General features: G+C 64.7%; 21 protein-coding genes. 14 read left to right on the forward strand and 7 right to left on the reverse strand.

Annotation, left to right across the window (positions count from 1 at the left end; translation table 11 throughout):
• Positions 1–257 precede the first annotated feature (257 nt).
• The 3 genes from CAG46_RS17770 to gap form a co-directional block, all read right to left on the reverse strand.
• Positions 258–1,217, reverse strand: a complete 960-nt coding sequence (locus tag CAG46_RS17770; RefSeq protein WP_075043895.1) for a FecR domain-containing protein — start codon at positions 1,215–1,217, stop codon at positions 258–260.
• A gap of 71 nt (positions 1,218–1,288) precedes the next feature.
• Complete coding sequence (locus CAG46_RS17775; protein WP_085616759.1) at positions 1,289–1,801, reverse strand: RNA polymerase sigma factor; 513 nt, start codon at positions 1,799–1,801, stop codon at positions 1,289–1,291.
• 245 nt (positions 1,802–2,046) lie between these two features.
• Positions 2,047–3,048, reverse strand: coding sequence for a type I glyceraldehyde-3-phosphate dehydrogenase (gene gap / locus CAG46_RS17780; RefSeq protein WP_041506241.1), 1,002 nt, complete (start codon positions 3,046–3,048; stop codon positions 2,047–2,049).
• Between the two features lie 265 nt (positions 3,049–3,313).
• Here gap and edd point away from each other — a divergent pair, with 265 nt between their 5' ends.
• The 11 genes from edd (at position 3,314) to CAG46_RS17835 (ending at position 16,774) form a co-directional block, all read left to right on the forward strand.
• A complete protein-coding gene (edd, locus tag CAG46_RS17785; RefSeq protein ID WP_085616757.1) occupies positions 3,314–5,140 on the forward strand; it encodes a phosphogluconate dehydratase in 1,827 nt (608 codons plus the stop codon).
• Positions 5,137–6,099: a glucokinase gene (locus tag CAG46_RS17790; RefSeq protein ID WP_085616755.1), complete on the forward strand. Its 963-nt coding sequence runs from the start codon at positions 5,137–5,139 to the stop codon at positions 6,097–6,099. The genes edd and CAG46_RS17790 overlap by 4 nt, the downstream gene beginning before the upstream one ends.
• 168 nt (positions 6,100–6,267) lie before the next feature.
• The gene (gene gltR / locus CAG46_RS17795) at positions 6,268–6,993 is read left to right on the forward strand and encodes a two-component system response regulator GltR (protein WP_025337864.1); all 726 of its coding nucleotides are present in this window, start codon (positions 6,268–6,270) and stop codon (positions 6,991–6,993) included.
• Positions 6,974–8,428 (forward strand): ATP-binding protein, encoded by a 1,455-nt coding sequence (locus CAG46_RS17800; protein ID WP_025337865.1) that lies wholly within the window; start codon positions 6,974–6,976, stop codon positions 8,426–8,428. The genes gltR and CAG46_RS17800 overlap by 20 nt, the downstream gene beginning before the upstream one ends.
• A 239-nt stretch (positions 8,429–8,667) precedes the next feature.
• The gene (locus tag CAG46_RS17805) at positions 8,668–9,918 is read left to right on the forward strand and encodes an AGE family epimerase/isomerase (protein ID WP_085616753.1); all 1,251 of its coding nucleotides are present in this window, start codon (positions 8,668–8,670) and stop codon (positions 9,916–9,918) included.
• A gap of 104 nt (positions 9,919–10,022) precedes the next feature.
• Positions 10,023–11,309, forward strand: coding sequence for an ABC transporter substrate-binding protein (locus tag CAG46_RS17810; RefSeq protein WP_085616751.1), 1,287 nt, complete (start codon positions 10,023–10,025; stop codon positions 11,307–11,309).
• Positions 11,310–11,505: 196 nt separating this feature from the next.
• Positions 11,506–12,414, forward strand: a complete 909-nt coding sequence (locus CAG46_RS17815; RefSeq protein ID WP_025337868.1) for a carbohydrate ABC transporter permease — start codon at positions 11,506–11,508, stop codon at positions 12,412–12,414.
• Positions 12,407–13,252, forward strand: coding sequence for a carbohydrate ABC transporter permease (locus tag CAG46_RS17820; RefSeq protein WP_075043901.1), 846 nt, complete (start codon positions 12,407–12,409; stop codon positions 13,250–13,252). Before CAG46_RS17815 ends, CAG46_RS17820 begins: the two co-directional genes overlap by 8 nt.
• 3 nt (positions 13,253–13,255) lie before the next feature.
• The gene (locus CAG46_RS17825; protein WP_085616749.1) at positions 13,256–14,410 is read left to right on the forward strand and encodes an ABC transporter ATP-binding protein; all 1,155 of its coding nucleotides are present in this window, start codon (positions 13,256–13,258) and stop codon (positions 14,408–14,410) included.
• 101 nt (positions 14,411–14,511) lie between these two features.
• Positions 14,512–15,804: a carbohydrate porin gene (locus tag CAG46_RS17830; protein WP_230384892.1), complete on the forward strand. Its 1,293-nt coding sequence runs from the start codon at positions 14,512–14,514 to the stop codon at positions 15,802–15,804.
• A gap of 115 nt (positions 15,805–15,919) precedes the next feature.
• A complete protein-coding gene (locus CAG46_RS17835) occupies positions 15,920–16,774 on the forward strand; it encodes a D-hexose-6-phosphate mutarotase (protein ID WP_013971129.1) in 855 nt (284 codons plus the stop codon).
• On the opposite strand, the gene hexR is transcribed toward CAG46_RS17835, so the two are convergent.
• Positions 16,767–17,630, reverse strand: coding sequence for a DNA-binding transcriptional regulator HexR (hexR, locus tag CAG46_RS17840; protein WP_169774905.1), 864 nt, complete (start codon positions 17,628–17,630; stop codon positions 16,767–16,769). The two genes, CAG46_RS17835 and hexR, sit on opposite strands and share 8 nt — an antisense overlap.
• 212 nt (positions 17,631–17,842) lie before the next feature.
• Here hexR and zwf point away from each other — a divergent pair, with 212 nt between their 5' ends.
• The 3 genes from zwf to CAG46_RS17855 are packed head-to-tail and all read left to right on the forward strand — an operon-like array spanning position 17,843 to position 20,710.
• Entirely contained in the window at positions 17,843–19,312 is a 1,470-nt protein-coding gene (zwf, locus tag CAG46_RS17845; protein ID WP_085616745.1) for a glucose-6-phosphate dehydrogenase, read from the forward strand.
• Positions 19,299–20,012 (forward strand): 6-phosphogluconolactonase, encoded by a 714-nt coding sequence (pgl, locus tag CAG46_RS17850; RefSeq protein ID WP_084785050.1) that lies wholly within the window; start codon positions 19,299–19,301, stop codon positions 20,010–20,012. Before zwf ends, pgl begins: the two co-directional genes overlap by 14 nt.
• Before the next feature lie 17 nt (positions 20,013–20,029).
• Positions 20,030–20,710, forward strand: a complete 681-nt coding sequence (locus tag CAG46_RS17855; RefSeq protein WP_084785051.1) for a bifunctional 4-hydroxy-2-oxoglutarate aldolase/2-dehydro-3-deoxy-phosphogluconate aldolase — start codon at positions 20,030–20,032, stop codon at positions 20,708–20,710.
• 237 nt (positions 20,711–20,947) lie between these two features.
• Here the strand turns inward: CAG46_RS17855 and leuA are convergent, their stop codons facing one another.
• The 3 genes from leuA to xseA form a co-directional block, all read right to left on the reverse strand.
• Complete coding sequence (gene leuA / locus CAG46_RS17865; protein WP_075043907.1) at positions 20,948–22,621, reverse strand: 2-isopropylmalate synthase; 1,674 nt, start codon at positions 22,619–22,621, stop codon at positions 20,948–20,950.
• A 423-nt stretch (positions 22,622–23,044) separates the two neighbouring features.
• Positions 23,045–23,872 carry a M23 family metallopeptidase gene (locus CAG46_RS17870; RefSeq protein WP_085616742.1) on the reverse strand — a complete coding sequence of 276 codons (828 nt, stop codon included), beginning with the start codon at positions 23,870–23,872 and terminating at the stop codon, positions 23,045–23,047.
• A 3-nt stretch (positions 23,873–23,875) separates the two neighbouring features.
• Positions 23,876–25,255: an exodeoxyribonuclease VII large subunit gene (gene xseA, locus CAG46_RS17875; RefSeq protein ID WP_038407944.1), complete on the reverse strand. Its 1,380-nt coding sequence runs from the start codon at positions 25,253–25,255 to the stop codon at positions 23,876–23,878.
• Positions 25,256–25,309 lie beyond the last annotated feature (54 nt).

Here is a 25,309-nt window from a genome sequence, read left to right on the forward strand (position 1 = left end):
CCCTGACGCGCGGACTGTTATAGGTGATGGCTGTCCTCGTTTTCAAACGAGAATCAGTTGCATTGGCTATAACGAGACGGGCGGGGTAGCGCGACTGCGTAAAAAAAGTTGGATTGCGGTCTGGCGATCGGTATCGCGATTTCTGTGGGAGCGGGCATGCCCGCGAAACAGGCACCGCGGTGGATGGCACGGGCGTTGCCCGTGTTCGCGGGCACGCCCGCTCCCACAGGGATCGTGTCGGGTTTCAGATTTGCGGATCAGTTCAGGATGACCAGTGCCGGGAACTCATGCAGCTGTGCCGAGGTGATGTGGGCCAGCGCGCGCAGGGTTTCCAGCGGCTGGTCGAGGCGGTAGTTGCCGGTGACCGCCATGTCTTCCAGCTGCGCGTTGCGGTTGATGATCCAGCCCGGGTAGTAGCGCTGCACCTCGGCCAGCACCTGGCTCAGCGGGCAGTTCTCGAACACCAGGCGGCCGTCGACCCAGGCCAGGTCCTTGTGCATGTCGGGGCGCTGGCGCTGGCCGAACCCCTGGGGGCCGACGCTGATGCTGTCGCCGGCACTCAGGCGGATGCGCTGGTCGCGGCCCCCCTGCAGGTCAACATCGCCGCGCTGCACCCGCACCTGTGCCTCGCCGTCGAGGTAGCGCACGGCAAAGTCGGTGTCGCGCACCTGCGCGCGCAATGGCCCGGCCTGCACTTCCAGTGGCAGCAGCGCGCCCTCGGGGACTTGGAAATAGGCCTCGCCTTGTAGCAGGCGGGCGATCTGGCGGCCGTCACGCTGCTCGCTGGCAAATGCCGAATTGGTGTTGAGCAGCACTTTCGCGCCGTCTTCCAGCTGCAGGCGCTGGCGCTCGCCCACCACCGTCAGGTGGTCGGCCTGCAGGCGCATGGGCAGGTTGCCGAGGGTGAACAGCCCGACCAGCAGCAGCGCCGCCGTGGCCAGGGGTTTCCAGTGGCTGCGCAGGCGCCCGCGCCACGAGCGGCGCTGTTGCTGATGCATCTGCACGGCCACCTGGTGCAGCGGTGCGCCGTTCCACAATGCTTCTGCCTCGACATAGGCCTCGGCATTTTCCGGCGCTGCGCTCAGCCAGGCTTCGAAGGCCTGGGTGTCCTCGGCGTCGGCGCATTGCAGGCGCACCAGCCAGTCCAGCGCCTCGTCCATGGCACGAGCACGGGCGCTGGGCCCGGCGGGTGACGGGCGAGGGGGGCTGTCGGTCACGGTGAATCCTTGAATGGTTTTTTGCGAATGATCAAGGCTGAGGCGGGGCGTGGCAAGGGCTTTGCGTTGCCTCACTTGAGGCGGTCGGCGACACCCATGCATATCGCCATGATCAGTTTCAGTTCCTTCTGTACCGTGCTGGGCGAAACATTCAGTTGTTCGGCGATTTCCAGGTAGGTGGCGCCATGCAGGCGGCTGAGGATGAAGATGCGCTGCTGGCGTTCGCTCAACTGGTTGAGGCTGATGCTCAGGTGCTTGAGCAACTGCTCGGCATGGGCCGCATCCTCGCTGCTGGTGGCCGGCGCGGCCACGTTGTGCAGGACCTCGTCGGGCACGTCGTCGACCAGCATGCGCGATTGCACCCGGCGTGCGCGCAGGTGGTCGAGGGCCAGGTTGCGTGCGGTCTGGAACACGAACGGTTCGATGTGTTCGATGGGCCGCTCACCGAGGGCGCGGGACACCCGCAGGTAGGTTTCCTGCAACAGGTCCTCGGCCGTGTTGGGGTTGCCCACCATGCGCTGCAAGGTGCGCAGCAGGGTAAGGCGCTGGACGAGGAAGACAGAGTTGAACCGGGACTGACTCACTGGGGGACCTGGCCGACGAAAGGTTAATGATAATGCTTATCATCCATATCGAAGGTCAAGCCTGGAAATGTTAGGAAAAGGTAAAGATTGTGAGTCCCAGCCTTGCGCGGTCCCATGTAGGAGCGGCCTTGTGTCGCGATGGGCTGCGCAGCAGCCCCAGGATTTTGGCCGTGGCACAGATTGCAGGGGGCTGCTGCGCAGCCCATCGCGACACAAGGCCGCTCCTACAGGGAGCGTGCCGAAGCTCAGCGGGCGCGGCACAACGCCAGGCAGTTATCCAGCATGCGGTTGGAGAACCCCCACTCGTTGTCATACCAGGCCAGCACCTTGAGCATGCGCCCGTTGGCCCGGGTATGGTTGGCATCGAAGATCGACGACAGCGGGTTGTGGTTGAAGTCGCAGGAAACCAGCGGCAAGGCGTTGTAGCCCAATACCCTGGAATGCTTGCTGGCCTCGAGGAACAACTGGTTGACCTGCTCGGCCGTGGCCTCGCGCTTGAGGTTGACGGTGAGGTCCACCAGCGACACGTTGATCACCGGCACCCGTACCGCCATGCCGGTAAGCTTGCCGGCCAGCTCCGGCAGCACCAGGCCAACGGCCTCGGCAGCGCCGGTCTTGCTCGGGATCATCGACTGGGTCGCCGAGCGCGCACGGTACGGGTCGCCGTGGTACACATCTGTCAGCACCTGGTCGTTGGTATAGGCATGGATGGTGGTCATCAGGCCCTGTTCGATGCCGAACTCGCGGTGCAACACCTGGGCAATCGGTGCCAGGCAGTTGGTGGTGCAGGAGGCATTGGAAATGATCTGGTGCGAGGCCCGCAGGATGTCATGGTTGACCCCGTACACCACGGTGGCATCGGCGCCTTTGGCCGGTGCCGAGACAATCACCTTGCCAGCTCCCGCAGCCAGGTGTGCGGCGGCCTTGGCGCGCTCGGTGAACAGCCCGGTGCATTCGAACACCACGTCGATCGCCTCGGCCTTCCAGGGCAGTTCGGCCGGGTTGCGGATGGCGCTGACCGCGATACGGTCACCATTGACCGTGAGGCTTTCGTGGTCGGCCTCGACGCTGGCGTCGAAGGTGCCGTGCACGCTGTCGTACTTGAGCAGGTGGGCATTCATGGCGCTGTCGCCCAGGTCGTTGATGGCGACGACCTGCAGGTCCTGGCGGTAGCCTTGGGTATACAGTGCGCGCAGGACGTTGCGCCCGATGCGGCCGAATCCATTGATGGCGATGCGTAGGGTCATGGCAGTACCTCTGGCAGTCCGAGTGAAACCTGTGGCACAAAGGAGCTTCACTGAAACGGTTTTGTTGTTGGAATTACAAGATTATTCACCTGCCGATAGAAAACAAGCCTTTTTAGTGGCAGTATTTTGTTTAAACATACAACGAGTGGTTGGGCGTCGTGCCTCCACCGATGCAGCGGGCTCCTCTACCTTGAGCCTAGGCCGCAATCGTTTGGAGGGGAAATGCCCGGTAAACCGCCCTTACAATTAGCCTGGAGTCCAGTACATGCATCCGCGCATCCTTGAGGTCACCCAGCGGCTGGTCGAACGTAGCCGTGCCACCCGCGAACGCTACCTGCAACTGATTCGCGGCGCGGCCAGTGACGGCCCCATGCGTGCCAGCCTGCAGTGCGCCAACTTCGCCCATGGCGTGGCCGGTTGCGGCAGCGACGACAAGCAGACCCTGCGCCTGATGAACGCGGCCAACGTGGCCATCGTCTCGGCCTACAACGACATGCTTTCGGCGCACCAGCCGTACCAGCACTTCCCCGAGCAGATCAAGCAGGCCCTGCGCGAGGTCGGCTCGGTCGGCCAGTTCGCCGGTGGCGTGCCGGCCATGTGCGATGGCGTGACTCAGGGCGAGCCAGGCATGGAGCTGGCCATCGCCAGCCGCGAAGTGATCGCCATGTCCACCGCCGTGGCCCTGTCGCACAACATGTTCGACGCCGCGCTGATGCTGGGCATCTGCGACAAGATCGTCCCCGGCCTGATGATGGGGGCGCTGCGCTTCGGCCACCTGCCGACCATCTTCGTTCCGGGCGGGCCGATGGTCTCCGGCATTTCCAACAAGCAGAAGGCCGACGTGCGCCAGCGCTATGCCGAAGGCAAGGCCAGCCGCGAAGAGCTGCTGGAATCGGAGATGAAGTCCTACCACAGCCCTGGCACCTGTACCTTCTACGGCACTGCCAACACCAACCAGCTGGTGATGGAAGTGATGGGCCTGCACCTGCCGGGTGCCTCGTTCGTCAACCCGTACACACCGCTGCGCGATGCGCTCACCGCCGAGGCCGCGCAGCAGGTCACGCGCATGACCAAGGCCAGCGGCAACTTCATGCCGCTGGGTGAAATCGTCGACGAGAAGGCGCTGGTCAACTCCATCGTCGCCCTGCACGCCACCGGTGGCTCGACCAACCACACCCTGCACATCCCGGCGATTGCCCAGGCCGCGGGTATCCAGCTGACCTGGCAGGACATGGCCGACCTGTCCGAGGTAGTACCGACCCTGTCCCACGTCTACCCCAACGGCAAGGCCGACATCAACCACTTCCAGGCCGCGGGCGGCATGGCCTTCCTGATCCGCGAGCTGCTCGATGCCGGGCTGCTGCACGAAGACGTCAACACCGTGGCCGGCCATGGCCTGCGCCGCTACACCCAGGAGCCGTTCCTCGACAACGGCAAGCTGGTGTGGCGCGAAGGGCCGCAGCACAGCCTGGACGAAAGCATCCTGCGCCCGGTGGCGCGGCCGTTCTCGGCCGAAGGCGGCCTGCGGGTGATGGAGGGCAACCTTGGCCGCGGCGTGATGAAGGTGTCCGCTGTCGCCCCCGAGCACCAGGTGGTCGAGGCCCCGGCGCGGGTGTTCCACGACCAGCAGTCGCTGGCCGATGCGTTCAAGGCCGGCGAGCTGGAGCGTGACTTCGTCGCCGTGGTGCGCTTCCAGGGCCCGCGCTGCAACGGCATGCCCGAGCTGCACAAGCTCACACCGTTCCTCGGCGTGCTGCAGGACCGTGGCTTCAAGGTGGCGCTGGTGACCGACGGGCGCATGTCCGGTGCCTCGGGCAAGATCCCGGCGGCCATTCACGTTTGCCCCGAGGCTTATGACGGCGGCCCGCTGGCACGGGTGCGCGATGGTGATATGGTGCGGGTCGATGGTGTCGAAGGCACGCTGCGGGTAATGGTGTCGGCCGAAGAACTGGCCGGCCGCGACCTGCCGCCAGCGCCACAGGGCAACGACCTGGGCTGCGGGCGCGAGCTGTTCGGCTTCATGCGCGTGGCGTTCAGCCCGGCAGAACAGGGCGCCAGTGCGTTCACCTCGGCCCTGGAGAACCTCAAATGAAGGACCTGCTGGTTGGCGACATCGGCGGCACCAATGCCCGTTTTGCGTTGTGGCGTGACAACCAGCTGCACGAAGTGAAGGTCTTCGCCACCGAGGACTACACCAGCCCGGAACAGGCCATCGAGGCTTACCTTGAAGGCTTGGGCATTACCCGCGGCGGCGTGACTGCTGCCTGCCTGGCGGTGGCTGGGCCGGTCGATGGCGATGAGTTCCGCTTCACCAACAACCATTGGCGCCTCAGCCGCGTGGCCTTCTGCCAGACATTGCAGGTCGAGCGGCTGCTGCTGATCAACGATTTTACCGCCATGGCGCTGGGCATGACCCGTCTGTGCCCCGGCGAGTTCCGCGAAGTGTGCCCAGGCCAGGCAGACCTCTCGCGGCCGGCCCTGGTCATCGGCCCGGGTACCGGGCTGGGCGTGGGCGCGCTGCTGCGCCTGGGCGAACAGCACTGGCATGCCCTGCCGGGGGAGGGCGGGCACGTCGACCTGCCGGTGGGCAATGCCCGCGAAGCGGCGATTCACCAACAGATTCACGCTCAGATCGGCCACGTCAGCGCCGAAACCGTGCTCAGTGGCGGTGGCCTGCTGCGCCTGTACCAGGCAATCTGCGCGCTGGACGGCGACACACCCCGACACAAGACCCCGGCACAGATCACCGATGCCGCGCTCGGCGGCGAGCCGCGGGCGCTGGCGGTGATCGAGCAGTTCTGCCGGTTCCTTGGCCGAGTCGCTGGTAACAATGTTCTGACGCTGGGCGCGCGGGGTGGGGTCTATATTGTCGGCGGCGTGATCCCGCGCTTTGCCGAGCTGTTCGTGCGCAGCGGGTTTGCCGCGAGTTTTTCCGACAAGGGCTGCATGAGTGGCTATTTCGCTGGCGTACCGGTTTGGCTGGTGACGGCGGAGTTTTCCGGGTTGCTGGGGGCCGGGGTGGCTTTGCAGCAGGCGCTGGATAACCGATAGGTAGCAGGGGGCCGCTGTGCGGCCCATCGCGACACAAGGCCGCTCCTACACGGGGCCGCGCCATTCTGTAGGAGCGGCCTTGTGTCGCGATGGGCTGCAAGGCAGCCCCCGAAGGCAACACCCGACAGCAGGCAAAAAGACCTGCAATCAACAAGAGGAAGGACCACCTTGAGCACTGCCGGCAAATCGATCCTGATGGTCGACGACGACCAGGAAATCCGCGAACTGCTGCAAACCTACCTGAGCCGCTCCGGCTTCCAGGTGCATGCCGAAGCCGACGGCAAGGGCTTTCGCCGCGCGCTGGAGTCCACCCCCTGCGACCTGGTCATCCTCGATGTCATGCTGCCCGACGAAGACGGCTTCAGCCTGTGCCGCTGGGTACGCCAGCACCCGCGCCAGGCACGGGTACCGATCATCATGCTCACCGCCAGTTCCGACGAAACCGACCGGGTCATCGGCCTGGAGCTGGGTGCCGACGACTACCTGGGCAAGCCGTTCAGCCCCCGCGAACTGCAAGCGCGGATCAAGGCCCTGCTGCGCCGCGCCGAGTTCGGCCAGGCGGCGCCGGGCAGTGCGGTGCTGGCCTTCGACGACTGGCGCCTGGACACGGTCAGCCACCGCCTGTTCCATCGCGACGGTGAGGAGGTGATTCTCTCCGGCGCCGACTTCGCCCTGCTCAAGCTGTTCCTCGACCACCCACAGCAGATCCTCGACCGCGACACCATCGGCAACGCCACCCGTGGCCGCGAGCCGATGCCGCTTGACCGCATCGTCGACATGGCGGTCAGCCGCCTGCGCCAGCGCCTGCGCGATACCGACAAACCACCCCGGCTGATCCGCACCGTACGCGGCAGCGGCTACCTGCTGGCTGCCCATGTCTGCAATGCGCCCTGAGCGGCGCTGGCGGCTGCTGCCGCGCTCGCTACTAGGGCGCATGCTGCTGCTGACCCTGCTGGTAGTTCTGCTGGCCCAGGGGTTGTCGAGCATCATCTGGGTTGCCCAATTGCGCGCCAGCCAGTTGCAGGGCCTGCGTGCCAGCGCCAGCAGCCTGGCTCATTCGATGAGTGCCAGTGTCAGCTACTTCCGTTCGTTGCCGGTGGCCTACCGGCCGATGGTCCTCGACCAGCTGCGCAGCATGGGCGGCACGCGCTTTTTCGTGTCGCTCAACGCCAAGCCGCTGGACATGCCGCTACTGCCCGTTACCCCGCGCAAGCAGGCGGTTATCGATGTGTTCCAGCAAGTGCTGCATGAGCGCCTGGGTTCGCAGATGGAAATTTCCGTGGAGTTCGTCGGGCCGGACGACCTGCGTATCTTCAACAGCGGCCTGAAGCTCGACGAACTGCCACGCTCCTGGGCGCATTACTCGCTGACCCTGGAGCCACTCAACCCGCCGGTGCTGGTCACCCAGATCCGCCTGGGCGAGGGTGAGTGGCTGTACATCGCCTCGCTGCTGCCCGAGCCCTACACCAGCCTGGAGGCCGAGCGCCTGCCGCGTCAGCAGATCGGCTTCATCGTGCTGACCACGGCCTTGCTGCTGTTGTTCATCGGCTTGCTGGTGCACTGGCAAAGCTGGCCGCTCAAGCGCCTGGCGCGGGCTGCGCGGGAGATGTCGCTGGGCGCCGATGTGGCGCCGGTGGCCGAAGGTGGTGGCAGCGAGGTGGTCGAGGTGGGGCGTGCGTTCAACAGCATGCGCGAGCGCATCAGCCGCTACCTGACCGAGCGCAGCCAGCTGTTCAGCGCCATTTCCCACGACCTGCGCACGCCGATCACCCGCTTGCGCCTACGCGTCGAGCTGCTGGAGGACGAGCGCCTGCAGGCCAAGTTCAGCCAGGACCTGGACGAGCTGGAGCTGCTGGTCAAAGGCGCGTTGCAGTGCGTGAAGGACACCGACATCCACGAGAACATCGAGCCGGTAGACCTCAATCAGGTGCTGGAAATCCTGGCCGAGCCTTACCTGGGCGATGGCCGCATCACGCTCGAAGGCCGGGCGCTGGCGCCGTACCCGGGCAAGCCGCTGGCGCTGCGGCGCTGCATCGGCAACCTGATCGACAACGCCATAAAGTACGGCGAGCGGGCACGGTTGCGCATCATCGACAGTGCCGAGGGGTTCGTGCTGCAGGTGGATGACCAGGGGCCGGGGGTGCCGCAGCAGCAATTGGAACAGGTGTTCGAGCCGCACTTCCGTCTGGCCGGGCAGCAGCAGGGGTACGGGCTGGGGTTGGGGATTGCGCGCAACATTGCCCATAGCCATGGCGGGGAGGTGAGCTTGCTGAACCTGCGTGAGGGCGGGTTGCGGGTGACCTTGTATCTGCCGCGGGGCATGGACTGAAGGGTTGTGTTGCCTGTACCGGCCTCTTCGCGGGTAAACCCGCTCCCACAGGTTTTTGCATTAGCCTCGGAGGCTGGTGGACCTATGAGGACTTTGTGGGAGCGGGTTTACCCGCGAAGAGGCCGGTACAGGCAACACAAATGTCACTGACTGGTGACAAATCCACCTTCCTTGGTGACATTCCCTTCCAGGCCAGCTCACTAGAATTCGCAGACGACTGGCAAGGATCAAGCTGGCCCATGAGCACCTCCAACCTGGCTTCCACCCGCTGGCTCGACGCCCCGGCGCACAACGCCTGGCGCGTGGCAGAAGGGCAGCGCCTGCTGGCCTTCGCCACGGCTTCGAAACTGCCCGATGGCTTCGGCAGCCTCGACGCCGCAGGCCTGCTTGCAACCGGTGCCCGCGCCGAAACCCTGATCACCGCCCGCATGACCCACTGTTTCGCCCTGGCCCACCTGCAGGGCGTGCCCGGCTACCTGGCCTATGCCGAACACGGTGTGGCCGCCCTGCGTGGCGCGTTGCAGGATGCCACCTACGGCGGCTGGTTCGCCCACCCCGGTGGCCATGACGACAGCGGCAAGGCGGCTTACCTGCATGCGTTTGTCGCCCTGGCCGCCAGCTCGGCGGTGATGGCAGGTGCTGGCGGTGCACCAGCCCTGCTGGCAGGCGCGGTGCAGGTGCTCGAAGCGCATTTCTGGAGCGAAGAGGAGGGTGCCCTTCGGGAAGCCTTCTCCCGCGCCTGGCAGTTGCCCGAGCAGTACCGTGGCGCCAACAGCAACATGCATGCGGTCGAGGCCTTCCTGGCCCTGGCAGACGTCACTGGCGACAGCCTGTGGCTGCAACGCGCCTTGCGCATCGCCGAACGCATCATCCATACCCATGCCGCTGCCAACGGCTACCGGGTCATCGAGCATTTCGACGCCCTCTGGCAGCCACTGCCGCACTACAACCAGGCGCACCCGGCCGACCACTTCCGGCCTTATGGTTCCACGCCCGGGCATGCCCTGGAGTGGGCGCGGTTACTGCTGCATCTTGAAGCCAGTCTGGAACGGGCCGGCCTGCATGCCCCGCAGTGGCTGCCAGACTGTGCCCGCGTGTTGTTCGATACAGCCTGCCAGCAGGCCTGGAACGTCGATGGCGCACCCGGTTTCGTCTACACCCTGGACTGGGACGATCGCCCGGTGGTGCGCGCACGCCTGCACTGGGTGCATGCTGAAGCCTGCGCCGCCGCCGCGGCCCTGTTGCAGCGCACGGGCGAGGCGCACTACGAGCAGTGGTACCGCCGTTGCTGGGACTTCATCGCCAACCATTTCATTGACCATGGCGCTGGCAGCTGGCACCACGAACTCGATGCGCACAACCAGCCGGCCGCGACCATCTGGCCAGGCAAGCCCGACCTCTACCATGCCTACCAGGCGCTGCTGCTGCCAGGCTTGCCACTGGCACCCAGCCTGGCCAGCAACTTGGCCGGCAATGTAACCAAACGATGACATTCACGCATCGCTTCGTTACCTGGCGAGGCGAGCACGCTGTTTAGACTTCATGCAACGCAAGCGATCGACTTGCACGGCATAACAACAAGAAAGGTGCTTCGATGAATTCCACGCTCCGTCTCGCTGCCGCAATCTCACTGGCCTCCTTGTTCCCGCTGAGTGCCTTGGCTGCCGATGCCAAAGGCAGTGTCGAGGTGGTGCACTGGTGGACCTCCGGTGGTGAAAAAGCGGCGGTCGATGTGCTCAAGGCCCAGGTCGAAAAAGATGGCTTCACCTGGAAGGACGGCGCCGTCGCCGGTGGTGGTGGTGCCACCGCCATGACCGTGCTCAAGAGCCGCGCCGTGGCTGGCAACCCGCCGGGTGTCGCGCAGATCAAGGGCCCGGACATCCAGGACTGGGCGGCCACCGGTCTGCTCGACGCCGATGTGCTCAAGGATGTGGCCAAGGACGAAAAGTGGGACTCCCTGCTCGACAAGAAGGTCGCGGACACCGTGAAGTACGACGGTGACTATGTCGCCGTGCCGGTGAACATCCACCGCATCAACTGGCTGTGGATCAACCCCGACGTCTTCAAGAAGGCTGGTATCGACAAGGCGCCAGCCACCCTCGACGAATTCTACGCCGCCGCCGACAAGCTCAAGGCCGCCGGCTTCATCCCGCTCGCCCATGGCGGCCAGCCGTGGCAGGACAGCACCGTGTTCGAAAGCGTGGTGCTGGCGGTGATGGGGGCCGATGGCTACAAGAAGGCTCTGGTCGACCTCGACAGCGCGGCCCTGACCGGCCCGCAGATGGTCAAGGCGCTCACCGAACTGAAAAAGGTCGCCACCTACATGGACCCGGATGGCAAAGGCCAGGACTGGAACCTGGAAGCGGCCAAGGTCATCAACGGCAAGGCCGGCATGCAGATCATGGGCGACTGGGCCAAGAGCGAATGGACCCTGGCGAAGAAAACCGCCGGCAAGGATTATCAGTGCGTGCCATTCCCCGGCACCGACAAGGCGTTCCTGTACAACATCGACTCGCTGGTGGTGTTCAAGCAGAACGACGCCGGCACGTCTGCCGGCCAGCAGGATATTGCCCGCAAGGTGCTGGGCGAGGACTTCCAGAAGGTCTTCAGCAGCAACAAGGGGTCGATCCCGGTGCGCAACGACATGCTGGCCGACATGGGCAAGTATGGCTTCGACGCCTGCGCGCAAACCTCCGCCAAGGACTTCCTGGCCGATGCCAAGAATGGCGGCCTGCAGCCGAGCATGGCGCACAACATGGCCACCACGCTGGCCGTGCAGGGCGCGTTCTTCGATGTGGTGACCAACTACATCAACGACCCCAAGGCCGACCCGGCCGATGCGGCGAAGAAGCTGGCGGCGGCGATCAAGGCTGCCCAGTAAGCAGCTCGGAGGTTAACGCAGCCTGACTGTGGGAGCGGCCTTGCGTCGCGAAAGGACCGCAAAGCGGTCCCAGAACCAGTCAGCGCAGTCCTTCCAGAACAGCTTCGTTCATCAGGCCCCCGGGGCTGCTTCGCAGCCCTTTCGCGACACAAGGCCGCTCCCACAAAAGCGGGCCGTTGTGCCTTTGAGGTGAACCATGACCACAGCAACCGCCCAACTGCGGGCCTCACCCCTGGACGCGCTACAGCGCTGGCTGCCAAAGCTGGTGCTGGCGCCGAGCATGTTCATCGTCCTGGTGGGCTTCTACGGCTACATCCTCTGGACCTTCGTCCTGTCCTTCACCACCTCGACCTTCCTGCCGACCTACAAATGGGCCGGCCTGGCGCAGTACGCCCGGCTGTTCGACAACGACCGCTGGTGGGTGGCAAGCAAGAACCTGCTGCTGTTCGGCGGCCTGTTCATCGCCATCAGCCTGGTCATCGGCGTAGTGCTGGCGGTCCTGCTGGACCAGCGCATCCGTCGCGAAGGTTTCATCCGCACCATCTACCTGTACCCCATGGCGCTGTCGATGATCGTCACCGGCACCGCCTGGAAGTGGCTGCTCAACCCGGGCATGGGCCTGGACAAGCTGCTGCGTGACTGGGGTTGGGAGGGCTTTCGCCTGGACTGGCTGATCGATCCCGACCGGGTGGTGTACTGCCTGGTGATCGCCGCCGTGTGGCAGGCCTCGGGCTTCATCATGGCAATGTTCCTCGCCGGCCTGCGTGGCGTCGACCCCTCGATCATCCGTGCCGCGCAGATCGACGGCGCCAGCCTGCCGCGCATCTACTGGCGCGTGGTACTGCCCAGCCTGCGCCCGGTGTTCTTCAGCTCGCTGATGATCCTCGCGCACATTGCCATCAAGAGCTTCGACCTGGTGGCGGCCATGACTGCCGGCGGCCCAGGCTACTCGTCCGACCTGCCGGCGATGTTCATGTACTCGTTCACCTTCAGCCGCGGCCAGATGGGCATGGGCTCGGCCAGCGCCATCCTGATGCTCGGGGCGATCCTGGCGATCCTCGTGCCTTACCTGTACTCGGAGCTGCGGAGCAAACGCCATGCATAGCCCTCTCGACAAAGCGGTGCTTAGCCCGAGCCGCATCGCCATCCACGCGGTGCTGTTGCTGGCGGTGCTGCTGTACCTGGTGCCGCTGGTGGTGATGCTGCTGACCAGCTTCAAGACCCCGGACGACATCAGCACCGGCAACCTGCTGAGCTGGCCGGTGGCAATTACCGGCATCGGCTGGGTCAAGGCCTGGAGCACGGTCAGCGGTTACTTCTGGAACTCGATCATGATCACCGTGCCAGCGGTGCTGATCTCCACCGCCATCGGCGCGCTGAACGGCTATGTGCTGTCGATGTGGCGCTTCCGTGGTTCGCAGCTGTTCTTCGGCCTGCTGCTGTTCGGCTGCTTCCTGCCGTTCCAGACCGTACTGCTGCCGGCCTCGTTCACCCTCGGCAAGCTCGGCCTGGCCAGCACCACCACCGGCCTGGTGCTGGTGCACGTGGTCTACGGCCTGGCCTTCACCACGCTGTTCTTCCGCAACTTCTACGTGAGCATCCCCGATGCGCTGGTCAAGGCCGCGCGCCTGGACGGTGCCGGGTTCTTCACCATCTTCCGCCGCATCATCCTGCCGATGTCCACGCCGATCATCATGGTCTGCCTGATCTGGCAGTTCACCCAGATCTGGAACGACTTCCTGTTCGGCGTGGTGTTCTCCAGCGGCGATTCGCAACCGATTACCGTGGCCCTGAACAACCTGGTCAACACCAGCACCGGGGCCAAGGAATACAACGTCGACATGGCGGCGGCGATGATCGCCGGCCTGCCAACCCTGCTGGTCTACGTGGTGGCAGGCAAATATTTCGTCCGCGGGCTGACTGCTGGCGCGGTAAAGGGGTAAGTCATGGCAACGCTCGAACTTCGCAATGTGAACAAGACCTACGGCAGCGGCTTGCCGGACACCCTCAAGGACATCCAGCTGTCGATCAAGGATGGCGAATTCCTGATCCTGGTCGGCCCGTCGGGTTGTGGCAAGTCGACCTTGATGAACTGCATCGCCGGGCTGGAGCAGATCACCGGCGGCGCGATACTCATCGACCAGCAGGACGTCAGCGGCATGAGCCCCAAGGATCGCGACATCGCCATGGTGTTCCAGTCCTACGCGCTGTACCCGACCATGAGCGTGCGCGAGAACATCGAGTTCGGCTTGAAGATCCGCAAGCTGCCCCAGGCCGCCATCGACGAGGAAGTGGCGCGGGTGGCCAAGCTGTTGCAGATCGAGCACCTGCTGGCGCGCAAGCCGGCGCAGCTGTCCGGTGGCCAGCAGCAGCGCGTGGCCATGGGCCGGGCGCTGGCGCGGCGGCCGAAGATCTACCTGTTCGATGAACCGCTGTCCAATCTCGATGCCAAGCTGCGCGTCGAAATGCGTACCGAAATGAAACTGATGCACCAGCGCCTGAAGACCACCACTGTGTACGTCACCCATGACCAGATCGAGGCCATGACCCTGGGCGACAAGGTGGCGGTGATGAAGGACGGCATCATCCAGCAGTTCGGCACCCCGCAGCAGATCTACAACGATCCGGCCAACCAGTTCGTCGCCAGCTTCATCGGTTCGCCGCCGATGAACTTCATCCCGGTGCGCCTCACGCAACAGGACGGGCGCCTGCTGGCCGTGCTCGACAGCGGCCAGGCGCGTTGCGAACTGCCTCTGGGAGTGGCTGCAGACGAGCTGGAGGGCCGCGAGATTATCTTGGGCATCCGCCCCGAGCAGATTGCCCTGGGTGCAGCCGAGGGCAATGGCCTGCCCGGCATTCGCGCCGAGGTGCAGGTGACCGAGCCCACCGGGCCAGACCTGCTGGTGTTCGTCACCCTCAACCAGACCAAGGTCTGCTGCCGCCTGGCGCCGGATGTGCCGTGCCGGGTCGGCGACAGCCTGAACCTGCAATTCGACCCGGCCCGGGTGCTGCTGTTCGACGTCGCCAGCGGCGAGCGCCTGCACCTGGCCACTACTGCCGCAACCATGAAAGACAATGTGGCGCACTTCAAAGGCCGATAACTCGTCTACACCATCAATAAGAAAAAAGAGGACGCAAAGGGATGGAACAGCGCAAACGCATCAGGACATTAGGTTCGCTCGCCTTGCTCGCACCGCTGGCGATGGCCGCTGGCAGCGGCGCGCAGGCTGCCGAGGCTTTTTCCAGCGAATCGAAGTGGATGACCGGCGACTGGGGCGGCACCCGCACCGAGCTGCTGGAAAAGGGCTATGACTTCACTCTCGATTATGTCGGTGAGGCTGCCGGCAACCTGCACGGTGGTTACAACGACGACAAGACCGCGCGCTATAGCGACCAGTTCGCCCTGGGCGCGCACCTGGACCTGCAGAAAATCTTCGGCTGGCATGACGCCGAGTTCAAACTGGCGATCACCGAGCGCAGCGGCCGCAACCTGTCCAACGACCGCATCAGCGATCCGCGCGCCGGGCAGTTCAGCTCGGTGCAGGAAGTGTGGGGCCGCGGCCAGACCTGGCGGCTGACCCAGATGTGGGTCAAGCAGAAGTACTTCGACGGCGCACTGGACGTCAAATTTGGCCGCTTCGGCGAGGGCGAGGACTTCAACAGCTTCCCCTGCGATTTCCAGAACCTGGCCTTCTGCGGCTCGCAGGTGGGCAACTGGGTCGGCGGCATCTGGTACAACTGGCCGGTCAGCCAGTGGGCGCTGCGGGTGAAATACAACATCACCCCGGAATTCTTCGTCCAGGTCGGCGCCTTCGAGCAGAACCCTTCCAACCTGGAAACCGGCAACGGCTTCAAGCTCAGCGGCAGCGGTACCAAGGGCGCGATCCTGCCGGTGGAAGCGGTGTGGTCACCCAAGGTCAATGGCCTGCCGGGCGAGTACCGCCTGGGTTACTACTACAGCACGGCCAAGGCCGACGATGTGTTCGATGACGTCAACGGCAACCCGCAGGCGCTGACGGGCGAAGCCTTCAAGTCGCACTCCAGCAAGCATGGCTGGTGGGTGGTGGCGCAGCAGCAGGTCACCGCCCATGGTGGCGACGTCAACCGTGGCCTGAGCCTGTTCGCCAACTTCACTGTGCACGACCAGGCCACCAACGTGGTCGACAACTACCAGCAGCTGGGGTTGGTCTACAAAGGCGCATTCGACGCCCGGCCCAAGGACGATATCGGCTTCGGCGTGGCGCGCATTCATGTGAACGACGACGTGAAGAAGCGCGCCGAACTGCTCAACGCCCAGAGCGGCATCAGCGATTACGACAACCCAGGCTTCGTGCCGCTGCAGCGTACCGAGTACAACGCCGAGCTCTACTACGGCTTCCACGTCACCAACTGGCTGACCGTGCGGCCCAACCTGCAGTACATCAAGAGCCCCGGCGGGGTGGATGAGGTGGACAACGCGCTGGTCGCGGGTTTGAAGATTCAGTCGTCATTCTGAGAGCAATTGTTGTAAATTTACGCCAATCCACTTCGGTACCCGGCAGCCACTGGCCTTCAGTGGTTGTCGGGGTTAGGCCGAGACAGCGCTATCTCAAACAACAAGAGCTCGAACCATGCCCGAACATCCGCTCCATCGCTTCTTTACCTCGCAGCGGCCCCGGCCGACATTCGAGTGGGAGCGTTACCAGCAGCGCGATGTGCTGATCATCGACCATCCCCGTTGCCAGGCGGTGTTCAGCCGCCAGGGAGCGCAACTGCTGCATTTTCAACCAGCGGGTGAACGGCCCTGGCTGTGGTGCGCCGAGCAGTGGCCGCAGGTGGGGGCGATCCGCGGTGGTGTGCCGGTGTGCTGGCCATGGTATGGCCGCCACCCCAGCGAGGACTTGTGGCCGGCCCATGGCTGGGCGCGCCTGCTCGACTGGAAGCTGGTGGACAGCCGTGAGGACGAGGAGGGGGTAACCTTGAAATGGCGGCTGGACCTGTGCGACTGGCAGGTCGACCTGCATGCCCGTCTGGGTAGCCGCATGGAGCTCAGCCTGAGCACCGAGCACCAGGACAGCGAACCCTGCCAGCTGAGCCATGCCCTGCTGGCCTACTGGCGCATCAGTGACGTGTCCGAGATAGCGCTGTCCGGGCTGGAGGATATAGAAGGCTACGACCGCCTGAACCGCCAGGCCTGCCGTGAAGATGGCGCGCTGAAGCTCAAGGGCGGCTGCCAGAAGGTCTACCCCGGCACGCCGCGGGTGCAATTGCAGGACCCGGCCTGGCAGCGCGAGCTGTGCATCGATACCGGTGACAGCGACGACACGGTGGTCTGGCACCCCGGCAACCGCCCGCTGATGGGCGTGACCGGGCGTGAATGCCAGCGCTTCGTCTGTGTCGAGGCCGCCAGCGGCAGTGGCGAGGGCCTGAGCCTGGCGCCGGGGCAGCGTGCCCACCTGCGCCTGCAGGCACACCGGCTCAGTTGAGCTCGTCGTCCTCGATCGGGTAGCGGCTGGCGTTGAGGCTTTCCTTGATCTTGCGCAGGTGCGGCTGGAAGTCCACGCCTCGCCGCAGGGTCATGCCGGTGGCCAGCACATCGAGCACGGTCAGCTGGATGATCCGCGAGGTCATCGGCATGTAGATGTCGGTGTCTTCCGGCAGCGGAATGTGCAGGCTCAAGCTGCAGGCATTGGCCAGTGGCGAACCGGCGGCGGTCAGGCCCAGCACCGAGGCGCCGTTTTCCCGGGCCAGGCGGGCCACCTCGACCAGTTCGCGGGTGCGCCCGGTGTAGGAGATGATCACGAACAGGTCGCCGGTGTGTGCCACCGAGGCCAGCATGCGCTGCATCAGCACATCGGCGTGGGCCGATACTGCCAGGTTGAAGCGGAAGAACTTGTGCTGGGCGTCCAGCGCCACCGGGGCCGAGGCTCCCAGGCCGAAGAAGTGGATCTGCCGGGCCTGGATCATCATGTCCACGGCACGGCTGACCTGCTGCGGGTCGAGCTGCTGGCAGGCGCTGTCGAGCGAGGCGATGGCACTGGCGAAGATCTTCTGGGTGTAGGCGGCCGGGTCGTCGTCAGCCTCCACCGCGCGGCTGACGTAGGCGGCGCCGCTGGCCAGGCTCTGCGCCAGCTGCAGCTTGAGCTCGGGGTAGCCGCTGACGCCGAACGAGCGGCAGAAGCGGTTGACGGTCGGTTCGCTGACCTTGGCCGCCTGGGCCAGCGCAGCGATGCTGAAACGGGTGGCTTGTTGCGGGTTGAGCAGGATGACTTCGGCGACTTTGCGTTCGGCCTTGTTCAGCTCGTCGAGGCGGCCCTGGATCTGTTCCAGGAGGTTTCGCACGCGGTCCATGGGGTGTGTCCTTGGGTCGGGAAGACAGCCGGCTGTGGGAGCAGCAGGCTTTTTGCACGGTCGTCTATCGTACTGTCGGCGCGGTTGACGTACCACTTGTCTGTAACACTTGTGTGTAATGTTGTGGTTTTTACTACATTATCCCTTGAAAACCGTATGTGAAAGCGGTATTCCTAGACCAACTTTAGGAAAGAACCAACATCATGGCTGCGATCAGTGTCGAACCTTGCACCTTTGCCCTGTTTGGCGCCCTCGGCGACCTGGCATTGCGCAAGCTGTTTCCTGCGCTCTACCAGCTCGACCGGGCCAACCTGTTGCACCCGGAAACCCGCCTGCTGGCGCTGGCCCGCGAGGCCGGTAGCGCGCAGGGCCACCTGGACAGCATCGAAGCGCACCTGCGCCGGCATGTGCCCGAGGCCGATATCGAGCCCGCCGCGCTGGGCCGTTTCCTCGCCAGGCTGAGCTACCAGCACCTGGACTTCCTCCAGCCCGAGGGCTACCAGGCCCTGGCCGAGCAGTTGCCGGGCGAGCTGCCGCTGATCGCCTACTTCGCCACCGCTGCGGCTGTGTACGGGGCCATCTGCGAAAACCTCGACAAGGCCGGGCTGGCCGAACGCACCCGGGTGGTGCTGGAGAAGCCCATTGGCCACGACCTGGAGTCGTCGCGCCGGGTCAACGATGCCGTGGCGCGGTTCTTCCCAGAGAGCCGGGTCTACCGCATCGACCACTACCTGGGCAAGGAAACGGTGCAGAACCTGATCGCCCTGCGTTTCGCCAACAGCCTGTTCGAAACCCAGTGGAACCAGAATTCCATCTCCCATGTGGAGATCACAGTCGCCGAGAAGGTCGGTATCGAAGGCCGCTGGGGCTACTTCGACAAGGCCGGCCAGCTGCGCGACATGATCCAGAACCACCTGCTGCAGCTGCTGTGCCTGATCGCCATGGACCCGCCCAGCGAATTGTCGGCCGATGCCATCCGTGACGAGAAGGTCAAGGTACTCAAGGCCCTGGCACCGATCACCGGTGAAGGGCTGAGCACCCGTGTGGTGCGCGGCCAGTACATCGCCGGCTACAGCGATGGCAAGCCGGTGCCTGGTTACCTGGAAGAAGACAACGCCAACGCCCAGAGCGACACCGAAACCTTTGTCGCCCTGCGTGCCGACATCCGCAACTGGCGCTGGTCGGGGGTGCCGTTCTACCTGCGTACCGGCAAGCGCATGCCGCAGAAGCTGTCGCAGATCGTCATCCACTTCAAGGAAACGCCGCACTACATCTTCGCCCCGGAACAGCGTTTGCAGATCGGTAACAAGCTGATCATCCGCCTGCAACCGGACGAAGGCATCTCTTTGCGGGTGATGACCAAGGAGCAGGGCCTGGACAAAGGCATGCAACTGCGCAGCGGCCCGTTGCAGCTGAATTTCTCCGATACCTGGCGCAGTGCACGGATTCCGGATGCCTACGAGCGGCTGTTGCTCGAAGTGATGCGCGGTAACCAGAACCTGTTCGTGCGCAAGGACGAAATCGAGTATGCCTGGAAGTGGTGCGACCAGCTGATCGCCGGCTGGCGTAACGCGGGCGATGCGCCCAAGCCATACGCGGCAGGCTCCTGGGGGCCGATGAGCTCGATTGCACTGATCACACGCGATGGGAGGGCGTGGTATGGGGATATCTGAACTGAAACTGCCAGCGGCTGTGAAGGTACACGAGCTGGCGGATGCCAAGGCTCTGGCCGCAGCCCAGGCCCATGACGTGGCCGAGCGCCTGCGCGCGGCCATTGCCGCCAAGGGCCAGGCCTGCGTGGTGCTGTCCGGTGGCCGCAGTCCGGTGCCGTTCCTCGAGCAGCTGGCCAGCGAGAACCTCGACTGGGCCAAGGTCACCGTCAGCCTGGCCGATGAGCGCTGGGTGCCGGTGGAGCACGCCGACAGCAACGCCGGCCTGCTGGCCCGCCACCTGTTCAAGGGCGCGGCGGCCAAGGCCCGCTTCGTTGGCCTTTACCAGCAGGCGGAGAACCTTGATGCCGCCGCGGGCAAGGCCGATCAGGCCCTGGCCGAGCTGCCGCCGATCGACGTACTGGTGCTGGGCATGGGGGATGATGGCCATACCGCTTCGCTGTTCCCTGCCAGCCCCAACCTGGAGGCAGGCCTCGACCTGGCCAACCCACGCCGCTGCCTGCCCTTGCTGGCACCGAGCGTGCCGCACCAGCGCCTGTCGATGACCCGCTCGCTGCTGGCCAGCTCCGCCTTTACCGCGCTGTCCGTACAAGGGCAGGGCAAACTCGCTACCCTGCGCGCCGCGCTGGCTGGCAACGACCTTACCGAAATGCCGATTCGCGCTTTTCTTCACGCCCCCCTGGACATCTACTGGTGCCCATGAGCCAAGGATCCACAGTCATGACCACCCTCGAACGCCCACAGTCCAAGCTCTCGATGGCCGACAAAGCCGCACGGATCGACGCCATTTGCGAAAAGGCGCGCATCCTGCCGGTGATCACCATCGCCCGTGAGGAAGACATCCTGCCGCTGGCTGACGCCCTGGCCGCCGGTGGTATCCGTACCCTGGAAGTGACCTTGCGCTCGCAATATGGCCTGAAGGCCATCCAGGTGTTGCGCGAGCAGCGCCCGGAGCTTTGTGTCGGCGCCGGCACCGTGCTCGATCGCGGCATGTTCGCCGCCGTTGAAGCTGCGGGTGCGCAATTCGTCGTTACCCCAGGCATTACCCAGGACATTCTCGAAGCCGGTGTGGACAGCGAGATCCCGCTGCTGCCAGGCATCAGCACACCGTCCGAAATCATGATGGGCTACGCCCTGGGCTACCGCCGTTTCAAGCTGTTCCCGGCGGAGATCAGCGGCGGCGTGGCGGCGATCAAGGCCTTTGGCGGCCCGTTCGGCGATATTCGTTTCTGCCCTACGGGCGGTGTGAACCCGGCCAACGTGCGCAATTACATGGCGCTGCCCAATGTGATGTGCGTGGGTGGTACCTGGATGCTCGACAGCAGCTGGATCAAGAACGGCGACTGGGCGCGGATCGAAGCGTGCAGTGCGGAAGCGATGGCGCTGCTGGACGCCAACTGAATTTGTTGTGTGCTTTACGGCTTGTGGGGCGCTTGGTCGGCGCCCCTTTTTTTGCCTGCAGTTTTTGCATTGCCTGTGCGGGCCCTTTCGCGGGCTCGCCCGCTCCCACAGGTACTGTACAGATGCTGAGTGCAGCGCGATCCCTGTGGGAGCGGGTTCACCCGCGAAGAGGCCGGCACAGGCCAAAAAAAAGCCCGCATCCAACGATGCGGGCTTTCTCATTCATTGCGGTACGGCTCAGGCCGCCTTGGCTTCCTGCAGGCTCAGCGAGCGGTTCAGCGCGCTGAACAGTGCCTTGAAGCTGGCCGTGGTGATGTTTTCATCGATACCCACCCCATGCACCGGGCGGCCACCGGCCACGCGCAGTTCGATATAGGCCGCGGCCTTGGCGTTGGTACCGGCACCAATGGCATGCTCGTTGTAGTCCATGATCTCCACGGCAATCGGCAGGCCGGCCACCAGTGCTTCCAGCGCGCCGTTGCCCTTGCCGCGCCAGTGCAGGGTGGTTTCGCCTTCACCGGCGACCTCCACTTCCACGGCGCTGTGGCCGTTCTCTTCCTGCAGACGGTGGCTGACCAGCGCGTACGGGGCGTTGGCCTGGAGGTATTCCTTGTGCAGCAGGCTGTAGATCTGCTGGGCAGTCATTTCCAGGCCCAGGCGGTCGGTTTCACCCTGTACTACCTGGCTGAACTCGATCTGCATGCGGCGCGGCAGGCTGATGCCGTATTCCTGCTCGAGCAGGTAGGTGATGCCGCCTTTGCCCGACTGGCTGTTGACGCGGATTACCGCCTCGTAGCTGCGGCCGATGTCGGCCGGGTCGATCGGCAAGTAAGGCACTTCCCACAGCTCGCCTTCCTGCTGCTTGGCGAAGCCCTTGCGGATGGCATCCTGGTGCGAGCCGGAGAACGCGGTGTGGACCAGGTCGCCCACGTACGGGTGGCGTGGGTGCACCGGCAGCTGGTTGCACTCTTCGACCACCTTGCGCACGCCGTCGATGTCGGAGAAGTCCAGCAGCGGGTCGATGCCCTGGGTGTAGAGGTTCAACGCCAGGGTCACCAGGTCGACATTACCGGTACGCTCGCCGTTGCCGAACAGGCAGCCTTCGGCGCGATCGGCACCGGCCATCAGGCCCAGTTCGGTGGCGGCAATGCCGGTGCCACGGTCGTTGTGGCAGTGCAGGCTGATGATTACGCTGTCGCGACGGCTGACATTACGGCAGAACCATTCGATCTGGTCGGCGTAGATGTTCGGGGTGGACACTTCCACGGTGGCCGGCAGGTTGAGGATGATCTTGTGCTCGGGGGTAGGGTTCCACACCTCGATGACCGCGTCGCAGACTTCCTTGGCGAACTCCATCTCGGTGGCGCTGAAGGTTTCCGGCGAGTACTGGAAGGTCCACTGGGTTTCCGGCTGCTGGGCGGCGTACTTGACGAACAGCTTGGCCGCGTTCACCGCGATGTCCTTCACGCCTTGCTTGTCCTGGTTGAAGACGATGCGGCGGAACGACGGGCTGGTGGCGTTGTACAGGTGGACGATGGCCTTCTTCGCCCCGCGCAGCGACTCGAAGGTGCGGGCGATGAGGTCTTCACGGGCCTGGGTGAGCACCTGGATGGTGGTGTCGTCCGGGATGTGGCCGTCTTCGATCAGCGTGCGCACGAAATCGAAATCGGTCTGCGAAGCGGACGGGAACGAGGCTTCGATTTCCTTCACGCCAACCTGCACCAGGGTCTTCCAGAAGCGCAGTTTCTTCTCCGAATCCATTGGCTCGATCAGCGACTGGTTGCCATCACGCAGGTCGGAGCTGCACCAGATTGGCGCGGCGGTGATGGTCTTCGACGGCCAGGTACGGTCAGGCAGGTCGATGGTCGGGAAAGCGCGGTATTTCTTCGAAGGGTCTTTGAGCATGGTCATGGTAGCAATCCTTTTGTGTGCGGCCGAGATCGGGCCTGCCGAGCGATAACGAGATGAAAGGCGAGGCGACGCGATTCAGCCTGGTAGTCGGGCGCTGACCAGGCAGAGGCTGCGATGTTGTCGGAGCAGGATGAGGGTGCTGAAGGTTTTCATGCCTTCAACCCTAACCAGTGGGGTGGGGGATGGCAAGCATTCAGGAAAAATTGAGAGGAATGCTTAAAAAAAGCTGAAAGGCGAGATTTTATGGCATGAAAGAAAGTCTGGCTTATTGATTGTTGCGCAGTATTTTTCGATGGCGCAACACAGTTGAACTGATGTCGACTGTGCTGGCCCTTTCGCGGGTGAACCCGCTCCCACAGGTGCAGCGCCATCCCTGTGGGAGCGGGTTTACCCGCGAAAAGGCCGGCACAGGCAGTACCGCTCTCAGGGCTGGAACGCACCAATGAAAATCGCCGGATCCACCCGCGCATCGTTCAGGCTGACGTTCCAGTGCATGTGCGGCCCGGTAGCCCGCCCGGTCGAGCCCACACGCCCCACCACCTCGCCCCGGCGCAATTGCTGCCCCACCTGCACATCGATCTTCGACATATGGCAGAACATGCTGATAAAGCCCTGCCCGTGGTCGACGAACACTGTACGGCCATTGAAGAAGTAATCGCCCACCAGGATCACCTTGCCATTGGCCGGGGTCTTGATCGGCGTGCCGGCCGGCACCGCGAAGTCCAGCCCGGCATGCGGGTTGCGTTCTTCGCCATTGAAGAAACGGCGCACGCCGAACTTGCTCGACAGCGGGCCACTGACCGGCTTGTCGAGGATCAGGTTGCTCGGCAGGGTCGGGCTGAAGCTGCGATAGGCCTTGATCTGCTCGGCCAGCTCACGATCGATGCGCTTGAGGTCGGCCGGGTTCGGGTTGACCTGGCGTGTGTTCTTCAGGGTGATGCGCTGCTCGGGGTATTTCTTGCTACCGACCGTGAAGGGCAGGGTACGGCCGTCCTGGCTCAGCACCGCGGTGCCGGGCTTCTGGGTCAGCGGGATGCCGACGATGGCCAGCCAGTTGTCCTGCTCTTTCACCACCAGCACCGGCTTGCCGTCGAAGCGGGCGCTGGGCGCGCTGGCGGCGGGGCCGAGGTCGACCACCGCCACGCCGCCGGGTACCGGCTTGTTCAGCGTGCGGGTGATGTAGCTGGCCTGGGCGCCGCCGGCCAGCAGCAGGAGGGAAAGGGCAAGCAGGGGCGCGAGCAGGCGGGGCATGTGTCAGTCCAGAAGTGAGAGGGTGACCGGGGTCAGGTGGTTGTCTTCGACCCGCACCAACAGCTCGCCTTCGTTCAGGCGGGCGGTCAGGCGCTGGCCATTGCGGGTCTGTTCGGCGCTGCGGATGGCCTGGCCCTGTTCGTCCAGCAGGATGCTGTAGCCGCGGGCGAGGGTGGCCAGCGGGCTGACCACCTGCAGCGTCTGCAACTGGGCCTGGAAGCGCTGGCGGCGGTCCTTGAGCACCTCGCGCATGGCCCGTGGCAGGCGCTCGGCCAGGCTGTCCAGGCGTTGGCCCAGCAGTTTCAGGGTGCGCCCCGGGTGCTGCGCGGAGAGGCGGGTGTCCAGGCGTGCCAGGCGCTCGTGGCGCTGGTTGAGGTTGAGCATGAACGCGCGGCGCAGGCGCATGTCCAGGTCGTCCAGGCGTTGGGCCTGCTGGCGCAGGCGCTCGCCCGGGTGGCGCAGGCGCCGGGTCAGCGACTCCAGGCGCAGGCGGTCGTGGGTCAGGCGGTTCTGCATGCGCAGCAGCAGGCGCCGTTGCAGGCCATCCAGGCGTTGCTGCAGGCCACTGTTGTCGGGGGCCAGCAGCTCTGCGGCAGCAGAGGGTGTGGGCGCGCGCACGTCGGCGACGAAGTCGCTGATCGAGACATCGGTCTCATGGCCCACGGCGCTGACAATCGGCGTGACACAGGCGGCCACGGCCCGCGCCACGGCTTCTTCGTTGAAGCACCACAGGTCTTCCAGCGAGCCGCCGCCCCGGGCCAGGATCAGCGCATCGAACCCCAGGCTATCGGCCAGGCGGATGGCGCGCACGATCTGTGCAATGGCTTCGCGGCCCTGTACTGCGGTGGGGATCAGGTTCAGCTCCACCTGCGGGGCGCGGCGACCGAACACACTGATGATGTCGCGGATCACTGCTCCTGTGGGCGAGGTAATGATGCCGATGCGCTGCGGGTGGGCTGGCAGCGGCTGCTTGCGTTCGGCGCTGAACAGCCCCTCGGCACCGAGCTTTTCCTTCAGTGCTTCGAAGGCCAGGCGCAAGGCGCCATCACCGGCCGGCTCGACGGTGTCGAGAATCAGCTGATAGTCGCCACGCCCTTCGAACAGCGAAACCTTGCCGCGTACCCGCACCGCCAGGCCGTCGCGCAGGGCCTGGCGCACCCGCGTGGCGTTCTGCCGGAACAGCGCGCAGCGCACCTGTGCGCCGCTGTCCTTGAGGGTGAAGTACATGTGGCCGGACGCCGGGCGGGCGAGGTTGGAAATCTCGCCTTCCACCCACACGCTGCGGAACACGTCTTCCAGCAGCACGCGGGCGCGGCCGTTCAGTTGGCTGACGGTAAGGACCTCGCGGTCCAGGCCGAGTCGTTCGAAAGGGTCTCTGATCATGGCGGGCATCATAAAGGACATCGGCCCCGGTTGTCTGTCCCGGCCCTATCGCCG

It is taken from the genome of Pseudomonas sp. B23(2017) (assembly GCF_002113725.1).
GTDB lineage: Bacteria > Pseudomonadota > Gammaproteobacteria > Pseudomonadales > Pseudomonadaceae > Aquipseudomonas > Aquipseudomonas putida_Z.

What these genes read in the sequence shown, in the direction of transcription:
- gap (WP_041506241.1), bottom strand. Translation starts at nt 3,048, where the DNA reads ATGACCCTACGCATCGCCATCAATGGATTCGGCCGCATCGGGCGCAAC.
- edd (WP_085616757.1), top strand. Translation starts at nt 3,314, where the DNA reads ATGCATCCGCGCATCCTTGAGGTCACCCAGCGGCTGGTCGAACGTAGC.
- CAG46_RS17790 (WP_085616755.1), top strand. Translation starts at nt 5,137, where the DNA reads ATGAAGGACCTGCTGGTTGGCGACATCGGCGGCACCAATGCCCGTTTT.
- CAG46_RS17800 (WP_025337865.1), top strand. Translation starts at nt 6,974, where the DNA reads ATGTCTGCAATGCGCCCTGAGCGGCGCTGGCGGCTGCTGCCGCGCTCG.
- CAG46_RS17805 (WP_085616753.1), top strand. Translation starts at nt 8,668, where the DNA reads ATGAGCACCTCCAACCTGGCTTCCACCCGCTGGCTCGACGCCCCGGCG.
- CAG46_RS17810 (WP_085616751.1), top strand. Translation starts at nt 10,023, where the DNA reads ATGAATTCCACGCTCCGTCTCGCTGCCGCAATCTCACTGGCCTCCTTG.
- CAG46_RS17815 (WP_025337868.1), top strand. Translation starts at nt 11,506, where the DNA reads ATGACCACAGCAACCGCCCAACTGCGGGCCTCACCCCTGGACGCGCTA.
- CAG46_RS17820 (WP_075043901.1), top strand. Translation starts at nt 12,407, where the DNA reads ATGCATAGCCCTCTCGACAAAGCGGTGCTTAGCCCGAGCCGCATCGCC.
- CAG46_RS17825 (WP_085616749.1), top strand. Translation starts at nt 13,256, where the DNA reads ATGGCAACGCTCGAACTTCGCAATGTGAACAAGACCTACGGCAGCGGC.
- CAG46_RS17830 (WP_230384892.1), top strand. Translation starts at nt 14,512, where the DNA reads ATGGCCGCTGGCAGCGGCGCGCAGGCTGCCGAGGCTTTTTCCAGCGAA.
- CAG46_RS17835 (WP_013971129.1), top strand. Translation starts at nt 15,920, where the DNA reads ATGCCCGAACATCCGCTCCATCGCTTCTTTACCTCGCAGCGGCCCCGG.
- zwf (WP_085616745.1), top strand. Translation starts at nt 17,843, where the DNA reads ATGGCTGCGATCAGTGTCGAACCTTGCACCTTTGCCCTGTTTGGCGCC.
- pgl (WP_084785050.1), top strand. Translation starts at nt 19,299, where the DNA reads ATGGGGATATCTGAACTGAAACTGCCAGCGGCTGTGAAGGTACACGAG.
- CAG46_RS17855 (WP_084785051.1), top strand. Translation starts at nt 20,030, where the DNA reads ATGACCACCCTCGAACGCCCACAGTCCAAGCTCTCGATGGCCGACAAA.
- leuA (WP_075043907.1), bottom strand. Translation starts at nt 22,621, where the DNA reads ATGACCATGCTCAAAGACCCTTCGAAGAAATACCGCGCTTTCCCGACC.
- CAG46_RS17870 (WP_085616742.1), bottom strand. Translation starts at nt 23,872, where the DNA reads ATGCCCCGCCTGCTCGCGCCCCTGCTTGCCCTTTCCCTCCTGCTGCTG.
- xseA (WP_038407944.1), bottom strand. Translation starts at nt 25,255, where the DNA reads ATGATCAGAGACCCTTTCGAACGACTCGGCCTGGACCGCGAGGTCCTT.